Source organism: Roseateles sp. GW821-FHT02E12, from assembly GCF_059421665.1.
In genome coordinates this window covers 240,048-253,232 of sequence record NZ_JBWKVK010000003.1, presented here as the reverse complement: position 1 = coordinate 253,232, position 13,185 = coordinate 240,048, and the positions used below count along the sequence as shown (strand labels likewise).

Here is a 13,185-nt window from a genome sequence, read left to right as displayed (position 1 = left end):
CGACCTCAAGCGCCTTCGAGGGCCTTCCACATGTCGACATCACGCTCTGCGGTCCAGATGCGCGGGTGGCTGGTGCCGCCGGCTTCGTCGTAGGCACGGGTCACGTCGAAGGGCATGCAGTGGTCGAAGATGACCCAGTGGCCGTACTTCGGGCGCAGCGCGGCCATCGTGCGCTGGTAGACCGACTTCAGTTCCTCACTAGCCTTCACGCCGGCCTGCACGGCCGCGTAGAGCTCGCTCACGAAGGCGCGCGTGCCGCTCAGGCCTGCGGCCACCTGCTCGGCGCCCTTCAGCGCCGGGCCCCGGCCGGGCACGAGGGCGCTGGCGTTCAGCGAGGCGACCGCATCCAGCGTGGCCGGCCAGTCGGCGAAGTGAGCGTCGCCGCAGTAGGGCGTTGCGTCGAACTCGACGAGGTCGCCGCTGAACAGCACGCGCTCCTCCGGCAACCAGGCCACCGTGTCGCCTGCCGTGTGGCCGCGGCCGGGCGAGAACATCTCGACCTTGACGCCGCCCAGGTCCAGCGTGAGGCGGCCAGAGAAAGTCAGCGTCGGCCAGGTCAGCCCGGCGGGCACGGACTCGACATTGCGGAACAGGCGCGGGAAGCGGCCGATCTCGCTGGCCTTGTCCTGCTCGCCGCGCTCCTTGATGAGGGCCAGCGTCGCGTCGCTGGCAATGACCTGCTCCAGGCCTTCGGCCTTGAAGGCCGACGCGCCCAGCACCCGCACCGCGTGATAGTGGCTGAGCAGCACGTACTTGATTGGCACCGCGCTGACTTCGCGGATGCGACGGATCACGTCGGCCGCCATGACGGGCGTTGCCTGGGTGTCGATCACCATCGCCGCGTCGCGGCCGATGACGATGCCGGTGTTGGGATCGCCCTCGGCCGTGTAGGCCCAGGCGTGCTCGGACAGGCGTTCAAAGGTGACCTGCTTCTCTTCCAGGTCGGCTTGCGAGGCAAAGGCTTTGGTCGTCATGCGGGTCTCCAACATCGAAGCCGAAATTTAGCCTATTCCGAATCAATTCACCAATATAGAATTTTCAGCATGGTTGAACCCAAGGCCCCGCGAGGCATCCAAAGCATCGAAGTTGGCGGCCAGCTGCTGCTGGCGCTCGCCCACCAGGGCCGGCCGATGGCGCTGAAGGATCTTGCCCGCGAAGCCGGCATGACGCCGGCGAAGGCCCACCCCTATCTGGTCAGCTTCATCAAGCTGGGCCTCGTCGAGCAGGAGGGCGGCAGCGGGCCGTATGGCCTCGGGCCGTTGGCCCTGCAGCTCGGGCTCATCAGCCTGCAGCAGTACGACCCGGTGCGCCTGGCCACGCCCGTCATCGAGGACCTCGCCCTGCGGCTAGGCCACACGGTGGCCATCGCCGTGTGGGGCACGCGCGGGCCCACCATCGTGCGCGTGGCCGAGGGGCCGGCGCCGGTGCACATCAGCATGCGCCATGGCACGGTGATGAGCCTGGCGGGCACGGCATCGGGGCGGTTGTTCGCCACCTGGCGCGGGCAAGAAGCCGCAGGCCTGGGCGAACCTCTGCCCGACGCCACCGTGACGGCAGCCGTGCGCCATGACGGGCTGGCCACGTCGCGGGACGGGGTCGTCGCCGGCGTCAGCGCCGCGGCGGCACCGGTCTTCGAGGCTTCGGGGCGGCTGGTGCTGGCCCTGACCGCCATCGGGCCCAGCGCAAGCTTCGACACCGCGTTGGACGGCCCGGTCGTCGCGCCGCTGCGCGAAGCCGCGGCCCTTTTGTCGCGTCGGCTGGGTTGCTGACATCGGGCAAAGCCGGCCGACAGGCTCGCGACAGCAAGTTTTTCGAAAACCCGCGCAAACTAATTTTGCAAATTTGGAACACCAATTCCAATATTCGCAACCCAAATTGCCAATATTTGATTCAATACATATAGACAAAAGTCATATATGACTGAATCGGCAATAAGTTGCCGGCAAAGTCCCTTTTATGCGTCTGTACAGTTGACGGAAGGTGAAGATGGATTGCTGCGGGGAAACTGCAGCATCCAAGCCACACCTGCCCAAGCTGGGCCATTTGGACAAACCCCATAGCGATCAAGCACTTGGGGTCGATTAGAGCGGTCTCCCGTCCAGCTTTGAGGGGGGCCTAGGGGTTTTCCCAAGTCAGCCCCAATTTCACGCGCTCCGAAAATTTGCCTCAGCCACCGCCCGACCGGGCGGGTCGTTTTTTGGCTGAGCCGTTTGGCAACACACCCGCTTGCCATTCTTTTCTGGAGCAGTGATGCATAAGCAAACCAAAATCGCCGCCGCGGTCCTACTGACCGTCGGTGGTTTCAGCGCTTGGGCCCAACAAGCCGAGCCGCAACAGATCGAGCGCGTGACCGTCACCGGTTCCGCGATCAAGCGCATCGACGCCGAATCGGCCGTGCCGGTCACCGTCATCAAGATGGCTGATCTGCGCAATTCGGGCGTGACCTCGGTCGAGCAGATCATGGCCAACTTGACGGCCGTGCAGCAGTCGACCAATGCGGCTCAGTCCATCGGCTCCGGCAGCGGCGGCGCATCCTTCGCCGACCTGCGCGGCATCGGTGCCGACAAGACCCTCGTGCTGCTGAATGGCGAGCGCATCGCCAACAACGCGGTCGACGGCTCGGCCCCCGACCTGAACATGATTCCCTTCGCTGCGATCGACCGCATCGAAGTGCTGCGCGACGGCGCGTCGGCCCTGTACGGCACCGACGCCATCGGCGGCGTGATCAACTTCATCACGAAGAAGAGCTACAGCGGCGCCACCATCACGCTGGGCTATGACTCGCCCAAGCATGCCGGCGGCCGCGCCAAGAGCGGCAACATCGGCGTCGGTTTCGGCGACCTCGCAAGCCAGGGCTTCAACGTGCTCGGCTTCTTCAGCGTCAAGAAGGAAGACGCCATTGCCGGTGACCAGCGCAACTTCAACAAGCGCATCGTCGGCGGCCTGTCCAACAGCACCGACCCGGCCAACTACACCCAGGACTTCGGCACGCTGTACAACCCCGCAGCCCCGACCTGCGTCGGCACCGCGCTGATCCCGATCGCTGGCGGCACGCAGTGCAAGATCGTCACGCCCAACTTCGTCGACTTCGCACCCAAGTCGGACACCGCGTCCGCCATGCTCAAGGGCACGCTGCGCGTCAACGACGCGCTGGAACTGGGCGCCGAGGCCTTCATGACCCGCAACCGGGTCACGACGCGCATCGCCCCCGTGCCCTACGGCGGCTACTACATGAACCCGACCATGCCCAATGGTCAGAAGAACCCGTACTTCCCCACCGCCCACGTCGACCCGACCTTCGACGACGGCTCGGCCGGCACGAAACCCTTCAGCCCTTCTGCCGCCTTCGCCAACCCGGTGGCCGTGCAGCCGGGCTTCGTCTACGTCCTGTGGCGCGACTTCCCGAACGGCTCGCGCGCCCAGATGAACGAGAACAAGCAAAGCCGCATCGTGCTGTCGGCCGACGGCAACGCGGCCAACTGGGACTACTCGGTCAAGTTCTCGTCGAACAAGAACACCGTGGACCAGAACCTGACGGGCGGTTACGGCGACGGCGACATGATCGGTGAAGGCCTGCTGGAAGGCGTCATCAACCCCTTCGGCGCCCAGAGCGCCGCAGGCACCGCCCTGCTGGAGAAGGCTGCCCTGAACGGCAAGCTGCAGACGGCAACTGGCAAGGTCAACATCTTCAAGATCACGGCCAGCCGCGAACTGGCTGACTGGCTGGGCGCTGGCCGCCCGGCGCAGATCGCCGTGGGCGTCGAGCGCCGCCGCGAAGACTTCGACTCGCACCCGATCAAGGATTTCGCCCAGCTCGTCTCGGCTTCCACCGGCGTTGACCCCGACGCCACCGCCAAGGGCACGCGCAACGTCTCGGCCCTGTACACCGAAGTCAACGTGCCGGTGAACAAGGCCCTGGAGCTGACCGGCTCGCTGCGCTACGACAAGTACAGCGACTTCGGCGACAGCACCAACCCCAAGATTTCCTTCCGCTTCCAGCCCAGCAAGGAAATGCTGTTCCGCGGCTCGGCGTCGACGGGCTTCCGCGCACCGACGCTGTTCGAGCTCTACAGCTCCACGGCGTTCACCAACACGGCCGGCAACTTCAACAACCCGATCAACTGCCCGGGCGGCACCGCCATCCCCGGCGCATCGCAGGCCAACTGCAATGGCCAGTTCCAGGTGCTCAACGGCGGCTTCAACGGGCTGAAGCCTGAGAAGGCCAAGAACTTCACGCTGGGCGCGGTGTTCGAGCCGATGGCCGACGTCAACTTCGGCATCGACCTCTGGGCCATCAAGATCAAGAACGCGATCGCGGTGCTGCCGCAGTCCACGCTGTTCTCGAACTACCAGCAGTTCCAGCAGTACTTCCACTTCGCCCAGCCTGGCAACCTGCTGTCCATCACCAGCAACTGCCCCGGCCCGAAGTGCGGCTACGTGGAACAGCTCAACCAGAACCTGGGTGGCACCAACACCAACGGTATCGACCTGAGCGCCCAGTACCGCCTGCGTTCCAACGTCGGCCAGTTCGACTTCTCGTTGAACAGCACCTTCGTCAACAAGTACGAGTACCAGGACTACCCGTCGGGTCCCTGGAACCAGAACGTTGGCGTCTACTCGGGTGCCGGTCCGGTCTTCAAGTGGCAGCACAACCTGACGGTCAACTGGGCCTACAGCACGTTCGCGCTGGGTACCGCAGTGCACTACAAGTCGGGCTACCTGGACTTCACCCCGACCAACCGTGTTTCCGCTTTCACGACGACCGACCTGTACGGCAGCTGGACCCCGATGAAGGGCACGTCGCTGGTGCTCGGCGTTCGCAATCTGTTCGATCGCGATCCGCCGTTCACCAACCAGGGCGACCTGTTCCAGTCCGGTGGCTGGGATTCGCGCTACGCCAACGCAGCGGGCCGCACCTACTACGTGCGCGGCACCTACTCGTTCTGATCACCTGATCAGCACGCAAGCCAAAGCCGCTCGGTTCGCGCCGAGCGGCTTTTTTCATGCCTTTGAACCACCCGCTCTGGCGCTGCTGACGAGGGCGATGCCCGCCAGTACCAGGCCGCTGCCGGCGATGAACGACGTCTCCAGCGCCTCGCCCAGCAACCACACGCCCAGCATGACGCCGAACAACGGCGTCAGGAAGGCGAACACACCCAGCCGCGAGGCGAGATACCGGCGCAGCAGCCAGCACCAGGTCAGAAAGCTCGCGAACGACACCACCAGGCTCTGGAAGCCCAGATGGGCCCAGACCACGGCCGAAGGCTCGAAGCGCCACTGGCCGGCCAGCCAGGCACCGGGCAGCAGCAAGCCGACGGCGCCCAGCAACTGGTAGAGCAAGGTCTCGGTTGCCGGTGCGGCGGCGAGCGTCGAGCAGCGGATGGTCACCGTCGTCGCGCCCCAGGCCATGCCGGCCATCAGCGCCAGCAGATCGCCCAGCGGCGCCGACGCCGCAGCCTCTTCAGAGCCTCCAAACAAGAAGGCCAGCGCGATGCCACCGAAGGCCAACGCGATACCGCTCCACTGCCGCACGCCCAGCCGCTCCGCCGGCAACCGCCAGTGCAGGCCGAGGGCCGCGAACAACGGCGCCGTGTAGAGAAAGATGACGACGTGCGAGGCATGCGTCAGCTGCAGCGCCTCGGACACCAGCAGGTACTCCAGGCCGAAGAGACTGCCCGCCAATGCCCCGGCCTTCCAGCGCCTGCGCTCGGGCGCCTCGCCGCGCCAGCGCATCAGCGCCGCCAGCAGCACCAGCGCGATCAACGAGCGCAGCGCCACCATCAGCATCGGGCTGGCCTGTTCGGCCACGGCCTTCAGCGACACCTGCTGCAGCCCCCAGATGAAACACAGCAGCAGCATCAGGCCGCTGGCGCGGGCATCGAGCGGGCCGGCCGTGACGGTGCGAGGAAGGCCACGCGCGGCGGCCGGGAAGGCGGTGGACGGACTGGTGACGTACTTCATGCCGCCACTCTGCCGGGCGTTCATGATGCCGAAAAGCACATAATTCGCCGACCTCCCATCCGTTTTTCGAAAGCATGCGCGACCTGCAGATCGATTGGCTGAAGTGCTTCGTTGCAACGGTGGATGCGGGTTCGCTGTCCAGCGCGGCCGCCGAGATCCATCGCTCGCAGTCCGCCGTCAGCATGCAGCTCAAGAAGCTGGAATCCGCGCTGGGGCACAGGGTGCTGAACCGCGGCGCGCGCCAGTTGGAACTGACGCACGAGGGCCAGACCCTGCTCGGCTACGCCCGGCGCATGCTCGACCTGCAGGCCGAGGCCCTCGCGGCGCTGCGGGAAGACGATGTATCCGGCCTCGTGAGGTTGGGCGTGCCGGATGACTACGCGAGCAAATACCTGACGCCCGTGCTCAAGCGGTTTGCGCCGCGCCATGGCGGTGTCGAGATCCAGCTGGACTGCGAGCAGTCCACCTCGCTGATCCCGCGCGTGGCACGCGGCGACCTCGACCTGGCCCTGGTCTCACGCGACCATGCCCGGCGCGGCACCCTGCTCTTCCACGAGCCCATGGTGTGGGTGGGTTCACCACAGTTCGACGTGTGGCGCCGCAGCCCGCTGCCCATCGCCGTCTACGAGGAAGCCAGCCTCGGCCGGCGCAGCGCCATCAACTCGCTGGCCCTGCAGGGGCGGCCGTACAAGGTCGTCTACAACAGCTCCAATCTCGCGGGGCAGATCGCCGCCGTCGAAAGCGGGCTGGCAGTGGCCGTGCTGACGCAGTGCAGCGCGCCGGCCCATCTGCAACTGCTGGGCGCCGAGCAGGGCCTGGGGCCGCTGGAGCCGATGGAGGTGGCTGCGTACCGCAGCCAGGCCTCGAAGGGCAACAAAGCGGTGGACAGCCTGCAGCGCATGCTGGTGCAGACGCTCAGGGCGAAGGGGTGATGCGCACCATCAGCACGCCATGAGGCGCGACGCGCCCACCGAATTCGCCCGAAACGCCGCGCGTCTTCTTGCCTGACCACAGGTCGTGCACCTCGACCTTGAGCTTCGCGGGCCAGTCCAGCTGGTCCCAGCCCACCTTGATGTCGGCCGCCGTCTCGCCGCGGTTGAACAGCACGACGGCGCGGTCGCCGCCCTGCAGCGTGCGAGCCCAGACCTCCAGATGGCCCTGGCGCCAGATGCGCCGGCCCTGGCGGCCCAGCGGGTCCTGGTCGACCTTGATGACCTCGGCATTGGTCAGGATGCGCTTGGTCGCCTCGTCCATCTTCGCCATGTCGTTGCCGGCCACCAGCGGCGCGGCCAGCATGGCCCAGATCGAGAAGTGGCTCTCGTACTCCGTCGTCGTCATGCCGCCGTTGCCGACCTCCAGCATGTCGGGGTCGTTCCAGCCGTTGGGCGCCGCGTCGGTCCACAGATCGGCATTCATGTCGATGATGTCCAGCAGGCCGTGCGACCACTCCTTCTTGCCCTTCCAGGCATCCCAGATGTCGCCGGTGGTGCGCCACAGATGGCCGATGGGCGCGGCCCAGCGGCCGGGCTGGCTGCTGCCCCACTCGCAGATGGACAGCACGATGTCGCGGCCCGATTCGCGCAGCGCCTTGGCCATGATGGTGTAGGCCGCCTCGGGGTTGCGCGGGCCGGTGTAGCACCAGTCGTACTTCAGCCAGTCCACACCCCACTTCGCGTACTGGCGCGCGTCCTGGAACTCGTGGCCGGCACTGCCGGGGCGGCCGCCGCAGGTCAGCGCGCCCGCGTCGGAGTAGAGGCCGAACTTCAGGCCCTTGGAGTGCACGTAGTCGGCCAGCGCCTTCATGCCCGACGGAAAGCGCTCGGGGTCGGGCTGGATGTTGCCGTCTGCGTCGCGGCTCTTCTGCCAGCAGTCGTCGATGACGATGTAGGTGTAGCCAGCGGCCTTCATGCCCGAGGCCACCATCGCGTCGGCCTGCTGGCGGATCAGCGTCTCGCTGACGTTGCAGGCGAACTTGTTCCAGGAGTTCCAACCCATCGGCGGCGTGGGCGCGAGGTTGGGCTTGGGGGCGTCGAGCTTGAGCGTCTCGTGCGGCGCGGCCTGAGCGGCCAGGCAAAGACAGCTCGACAGGGCCAGCAGCGCGCGGCCCAGCCAGGTTGCGGTCATGGCGAACTCCGAAGGATGGGTTAGACGGTGCCGCGGCGGGCTTCCAGCTCGGCGCGGATCTCGTGCATGCGTTGCTCCGTCAGGAAGTAGCGCGACACGATGAAGAGGGCGACGAGCAGGCCGCAGATGGGGATGCCCGACAGGAAGATGCGGATCAGGAAAATCGCGTCCTCGCCCTGCACCGGCAGCTTGGAATCGAAGCCCGTGAACTGCAGCACCCAGCCCGATGTCATGTTGCCCAGCGCCAGGCCGACCTTGGAGATCCAGGAGCCGCAGGCCGCGAACGAACCCTCGCGGCGCTGGTGGCTGCCGAGCTCGTCGTGGTCGACGACGTCGGCCATGGCCGAGCCATAGATCGTCCAGAAGCCCGCGCCGATGAAGGCCACGCCGCCGCTGGCGAAGAGCTGCAGCCAAGGCAGGCTGGGGTTGTAGAAGAACCAGTCGCCGATGAAGGCGAAGATGCCCAGCACCAGCACGGTCATCAGCGCGTTGCGCTTGCCGTAGGCCTTGGCCACCCAGCCCGCGAAGGCGATGCCGACCAGGCCGCAGCCCATGCCGGCCACGCCCATCATGGAGTTCCACTTGGTGGCCTCGACGACGTTGCCGCCGCACACGTAGTAGACCGTCGCGTAATAGCCCAGCAGCCCCACCATGGCGGTGGCCATGTTGTAGGCCAGCATGGTGCCCAGCATCTGGCGGAAGGGGCGGTTCTTCAGCGTGCGGTAGAGGGTGTCCTTGAAGGGCACGCGCTGGGTGCTGCGGGCAACGACCTTCTCGTAATAGCGCTCGCGCGTCAGCAGGAAGATCGCCACCGACACGACGATCATGATGCAGCCCAGGATGCTGGTGTAGACCTGGGCGCCCAGCAGGATGTCGGGCTTGCCGTTGGCGTCGTAGAAGAAGGCCAGCGTCGTGAACTGGGCGGCGACGAACATCGCCAGCTCGGGGATCTTCTGGATCGCGTTCTTCACCGACATCACGCGCGTGCGCTCATGATAGTCGGGCGTCATCTCCGCACCCAGGCTGTTCCAGGGCATGTTGAAGCAGCTCATCACCGGCACGTAAAGGCAGGTGGAGATGAGCATGAAGACGAAGTACTCGTTGTCCGTCCAGCCACGGCCCACCGCGAACATCAGCGGCAGGCCGATGCCCGACAGCACGCCGCCGACGAGGATGAAGGGCCGGCGGCGCCCCCAGCGCGAGCGCGTGTTGTCCGAGAGCCAGCCGAACATCGCGTCGGACACGGCATCGACAAAGATCTTGATGCCCAGGGCCGTCGAGATCAGGCCCGGCGCCACGCCCAGGAAGACGTTGAAGACGTGGAAGGCCAGCGACTGGTAGAGCCAGTGGCCCCACATGTCGAGGAAGGAACCCAGGCCATAGCCAACCTTCTGCGGCATCGGCACACGGTCGCCCGCAACCGGCGCAGGCACCGCGGAGGGGCGAGGCGTCAAAGGCGCGGCGGCCCCATCGGGATCGGCAAGCACGTCTGTCTCCTTGGTCGCTTGAAGCGACACGTTTTAGTAAACAGCGTGATTTTTGTTCGACTGCCGCCCGAACAAAAGGCGGTGAAACACCTAGGCAGGCTGGCGCTTGCCCTTGCGTACGGCAGGCGCAGCGACGACTGCCGACTCGACACGCGAGCTCTCGCGCACGACGAGTTCCACCGGCAGCGAAGCGTCGTTGGGCGCGATATCGCCTTCGATGAGGGCCCGGGCGGCCACGTTGCCCAGCGCCTCCTTGTCCATCTTCACGGTGGACAGCGGCGGCTTGTTGCGCGCGGCTTCCTCGATGTCGTCGTAGCCGATGAAGCGGATGTCCTCGGGCACGCGCAGGCCGCGCTCATGGCAGAGCTCGATGGCGAAGATGGCCGTCGAGTCGTTGTAGGCGAAGACGGCGTCGGGCGGCTCGGGCAGGTCCAGCAGGCGGCGCATCGCGTCGCGGCCGGCGTCGCGGTATTCCAGCGCCGGGTCCAGCGTGACTTCGTAGTCCGGGTCGAACAGGCGGCCGGCCTCGAACAGCGCACGCCGGAAGCCCTTGGCGCGCAGCGAAGTGGAGTAATGCGCCAGCGGCCCGAAGATGGCGGCGATGCGCTGGGAATTGCCATCCAGCAGGTGGCGCGTTGCCAGCCAGGCGCCCTGCAGGTTGTCGTCGTTGACGCAGCGCACGCCCGGGTAGAAGTGATCCACCAGCACCAGCGGCAGCTCGCAGCGGCGGATGGCCTCCATGGCCTCCGGGTCGAAATAACCGGCGCCCAGCAGCGCTTCGGCCTCGTGGCGGCGCACCTGGCCGGCCACGTCGTCACCCGCCAGCACGGACATGATGCTCAGCGGCACGCCGGCCTCGCGGCAGGCGATCTCGGCGCCGTGCAGCACGTAGGAATAGAAGGGGTTGTTGGCCAGCGAGCCGATGCTGCGGCTGTACAGGAACAGCATGCGGCGCGGCTTGCCGGTGCGCAGCTTGCCCACGTCGTAGCCCATCTGCTGGGCCACGCTGAGCACCTGGGCGCGGGTCTGCTCCGACAAGCCGGGCTGGCCCTTGAGCGCCCGCGACACCGTCCCGATGGATACACCAGCGGCCTCGGCCAGCTCGCGAATCGTCACTCCTTTGTCGGCCATTGCCCGAGCTCCAGCTGTTGTTTAGCACCCCGCATCGGCGGCGATTGTGTCATCGCCGTCCCGCCCTCCCTGGGGCGAAAGGCCAAGTCCCGACCCCGGGGCAAAACCTAGGTCGGCAATTGTTCACTAAACATTTCTTGTTGCATAGAATATTTCTCATGCCTCACTCCTCTGTCGCCGTGCTTGGCGAAGCCCTCGTCGACGAATTCCATGACGGCGCGGTCGCGGGCGGCGCGCCCTTCAACGTGGCCCGCTCCATCGCTGGCCTCGGCGCGGCGGCCCTCTTCGTCAGCCGCATCGGCGCAGACGACGACAACGGCCGCCTCGTTCTCGACAGCGCCCGTCGCTACGGCCTGGATGACGCCGGCCTGCAGCGCGACGCCCAGCACGCGACGGGCCGCGTCAGCGTGCACGAGGAGGCCGGCGGCCACCGCTTCGAGATCCACGGCGACGCCGCCTGGGACCACCTCGACGCCAACGCCGCCCGCCAGCACCTGGCCGGCGTGGATGCAGGGTTGATCTATTTCGGCAGCCTGGCCCAGCGCCACCCGGTGGCGCGCACGGCGCTGCGCGCCCTCGTCAAACCCTTCGCCGGCACGCGCTTCCTGGACCTGAACCTGCGCCCCGGCACCGACGCCCGCCTGCTGGCCGCCGAGTCGCTGATGCTGGCCGACTGGGTCAAGATCAACGACGAGGAGCTTGCTCAACTGGCCGGCTGGTTCGACGCTGCCGCGGCCGACGACGCAGGCCGTGCCTCCGCGGTGATGGCGCGCTTCGCGCTGCAGCGGCTGGTGCTGACCTGCGGCGCCAGTGGCTGGCGCTTCTACGCACCCGGCGGCGTGCTGCTTGCCCAGGGCGCGGGCGTCATCCAGCCGCAGGTGATCGACACCGTCGGCGCGGGCGACGCCTTCACGGCGCTGCTGCTCGCAGGCCTGTCCCTGCGCCGCGACCTGCCCGCCACGCTGTCCCTCGCCAACCGCTACGCCTCCTTCATCTGTGGCGTGCGCGGGCCCCTGCCGGCCGACCCGCTGGCCCTGCAACCCTGGCGCACCGCCCTGCATGCGCTCCCTCTCTCCTCCTGAACTGCCCGACATGGACCTGACTCCGCCTCCCACCTCCCTGGCCGACCTCGTCGCGCCGCCCGCAGGCTCGGCCATGCACCGCCCCGGTTTCATCTTCGGCGCGGGCACTTCGTCGTACCAGATCGAAGGCGCCGCCAACGAGGATGGCCGGCTCGAATCGATCTGGGACCGCTTCTGCGCCACGCCCGGCAAGGTGCTGCGCGGCGAGAACGGCGCCGTGGCCTGCGACCACTATCACCTGCTGCAGCAAGACCTGGACATCCTGCAACGCCTGGGTGTCGATGCCTACCGCTTCTCCCTCGCCTGGCCACGCGTCATGGACGAAGCTGGCCGCCCCAATGCGAAGGGCATCGACTTCTACAAACGCCTGCTCGATGGCCTGGGCGAGCGTGGCATCCGCGCCTTCGTGACGCTGTACCACTGGGACCTGCCCCAGCACCTCGAAGACAAGGGTGGCTGGCTGAACCGCGAGACGGCCTACCGCTTCGCCGACTACGCCGACCTGATGAGCCGCGAGTTGGCCGGCCATGGTGACGTGGCCGCCTGGACCACGCACAACGAACCCTGGTGCTCCGCCTATCTCGGCTACGGCGACGGCCACCACGCCCCTGGCCTGGCGAACCCGCGCTGGGCGGCCCAGGCCATGCATCACCTGCTGCTGGGCCACGGCCTGGCGCTGCCAGCGCTGCGCGCCAACGCGCCGCAGGCCCTGCAGGGCATCGTCGCCAACTGCGCGCCGGGCTATGCCGACGCCGACACGGCCGAGGACCGCGACGCCGCCCACCTCTTCGAGACCTACCAGAACCGCTGGGTGCTGGACCCGCTGCTCAAGGGCGAGTACCCGGCCGACCTGTGGCGCTACTGGAAGGGCTGCGAGCCCTTGGTGCTGCCTGGGGACATGGACATCATCAGCCGCCCCATCGATTACCTCGGCATCAATTACTACAGCCGTGCCGTGCTGCGCTCCAAAGGCCCGGACACCATCGACTGGGTGCGCCACCCCGAGGTCGAGCGCACGACGATGGACTGGGAGGTCTGCCCGCAGGGCATGCAGGATCTCTTCGAGGCCTTCAAGCGCGACTACCCCAACCTGCCGCCGCTCTACGTCACCGAGAACGGCATGTCCAGCGACGACAAAGTCAGCGCCGGCGAGATCGATGATCTGCAACGCCAGGCCTACATCAAGCAGCATTTCGCGGCATGCTCACGGGCCATGGACAACGGCGTGGACGTGCGCGGCTACTTCATCTGGTCGCTGATGGACAACTTCGAATGGGCCTTCGGCTACGAGCGCCGCTTCGGCCTCGTGCATGTCGATTTCGAAACCCAGCAGCGCACGCTCAAGCGCAGCGCGCTAGCCTACGCGGACTTCCTGCGCGAACGCGCTGCGGCGGGCTGAA

Annotated in this window: 10 protein-coding genes; 5 read left to right on the top strand and 5 right to left on the bottom strand. The window is 66.9% G+C overall.

What is annotated here, in order from left to right; all coding sequences use genetic code 11:
- Positions 1–5: 5 nt before the first annotated feature.
- Positions 6–974, bottom strand: coding sequence for an MBL fold metallo-hydrolase (locus AC07V5_RS19110; protein ID WP_495117294.1), 969 nt, complete (start codon positions 972–974; stop codon positions 6–8).
- Between the two features lie 69 nt (positions 975–1,043).
- Here AC07V5_RS19110 and AC07V5_RS19105 point away from each other — a divergent pair, with 69 nt between their 5' ends.
- Both AC07V5_RS19105 and AC07V5_RS19100 read left to right on the top strand, forming a co-directional pair.
- Positions 1,044–1,769 (top strand): IclR family transcriptional regulator, encoded by a 726-nt coding sequence (locus AC07V5_RS19105; protein WP_495117293.1) that lies wholly within the window; start codon positions 1,044–1,046, stop codon positions 1,767–1,769.
- Between the two features lie 481 nt (positions 1,770–2,250).
- Positions 2,251–4,947: a TonB-dependent receptor gene (locus AC07V5_RS19100; RefSeq protein ID WP_495117292.1), complete on the top strand. Its 2,697-nt coding sequence runs from the start codon at positions 2,251–2,253 to the stop codon at positions 4,945–4,947.
- A gap of 54 nt (positions 4,948–5,001) precedes the next feature.
- On the opposite strand, the gene AC07V5_RS19095 is transcribed toward AC07V5_RS19100, so the two are convergent.
- Positions 5,002–5,859, bottom strand: coding sequence for a DMT family transporter (locus AC07V5_RS19095; protein WP_495118011.1), 858 nt, complete (start codon positions 5,857–5,859; stop codon positions 5,002–5,004).
- Between the two features lie 176 nt (positions 5,860–6,035).
- On the opposite strand from AC07V5_RS19095, the gene AC07V5_RS19090 reads away from it, so the two are divergent.
- A complete protein-coding gene (locus tag AC07V5_RS19090) occupies positions 6,036–6,893 on the top strand; it encodes a LysR family transcriptional regulator (protein ID WP_495117291.1) in 858 nt (285 codons plus the stop codon).
- On the opposite strand, the gene AC07V5_RS19085 is transcribed toward AC07V5_RS19090, so the two are convergent.
- The 3 genes from AC07V5_RS19085 to AC07V5_RS19075 form a co-directional block, all read right to left on the bottom strand.
- Entirely contained in the window at positions 6,877–8,085 is a 1,209-nt protein-coding gene (locus AC07V5_RS19085; RefSeq protein WP_495117290.1) for a glycoside hydrolase family 27 protein, read from the bottom strand. The two genes, AC07V5_RS19090 and AC07V5_RS19085, sit on opposite strands and share 17 nt — an antisense overlap.
- Positions 8,086–8,105: 20 nt before the next feature.
- Positions 8,106–9,572 carry an MFS transporter gene (locus AC07V5_RS19080; protein WP_495117289.1) on the bottom strand — a complete coding sequence of 489 codons (1,467 nt, stop codon included), beginning with the start codon at positions 9,570–9,572 and terminating at the stop codon, positions 8,106–8,108.
- Between the two features lie 90 nt (positions 9,573–9,662).
- Positions 9,663–10,703: a LacI family DNA-binding transcriptional regulator gene (locus AC07V5_RS19075; RefSeq protein ID WP_495117288.1), complete on the bottom strand. Its 1,041-nt coding sequence runs from the start codon at positions 10,701–10,703 to the stop codon at positions 9,663–9,665.
- Between the two features lie 158 nt (positions 10,704–10,861).
- Here AC07V5_RS19075 and AC07V5_RS19070 point away from each other — a divergent pair, with 158 nt between their 5' ends.
- Complete coding sequence (locus AC07V5_RS19070; RefSeq protein ID WP_495117287.1) at positions 10,862–11,785, top strand: PfkB family carbohydrate kinase; 924 nt, start codon at positions 10,862–10,864, stop codon at positions 11,783–11,785.
- Between the two features lie 10 nt (positions 11,786–11,795).
- On the top strand, positions 11,796–13,184 hold the full coding sequence (locus AC07V5_RS19065) for a GH1 family beta-glucosidase (RefSeq protein WP_495117286.1): 1,389 nt from the start codon (positions 11,796–11,798) through the stop codon (positions 13,182–13,184).
- Position 13,185: the final 1 nt, after the last annotated feature.

Excerpts from the sequence above, each read along its gene's own strand:
- AC07V5_RS19110 (WP_495117294.1), bottom strand. The coding sequence starts at position 974 with ATGACGACCAAAGCCTTTGCCTCGCAAGCCGACCTGGAAGAGAAGCAG.
- AC07V5_RS19105 (WP_495117293.1), top strand. The coding sequence starts at position 1,044 with ATGGTTGAACCCAAGGCCCCGCGAGGCATCCAAAGCATCGAAGTTGGC.
- AC07V5_RS19100 (WP_495117292.1), top strand. The coding sequence starts at position 2,251 with ATGCATAAGCAAACCAAAATCGCCGCCGCGGTCCTACTGACCGTCGGT.
- AC07V5_RS19095 (WP_495118011.1), bottom strand. The coding sequence starts at position 5,859 with ATGCTGCTGCTGTGTTTCATCTGGGGGCTGCAGCAGGTGTCGCTGAAG.
- AC07V5_RS19090 (WP_495117291.1), top strand. The coding sequence starts at position 6,036 with ATGCGCGACCTGCAGATCGATTGGCTGAAGTGCTTCGTTGCAACGGTG.
- AC07V5_RS19085 (WP_495117290.1), bottom strand. The coding sequence starts at position 8,085 with ATGACCGCAACCTGGCTGGGCCGCGCGCTGCTGGCCCTGTCGAGCTGT.
- AC07V5_RS19075 (WP_495117288.1), bottom strand. The coding sequence starts at position 10,703 with ATGGCCGACAAAGGAGTGACGATTCGCGAGCTGGCCGAGGCCGCTGGT.
- AC07V5_RS19070 (WP_495117287.1), top strand. The coding sequence starts at position 10,862 with ATGCCTCACTCCTCTGTCGCCGTGCTTGGCGAAGCCCTCGTCGACGAA.
- AC07V5_RS19065 (WP_495117286.1), top strand. The coding sequence starts at position 11,796 with ATGGACCTGACTCCGCCTCCCACCTCCCTGGCCGACCTCGTCGCGCCG.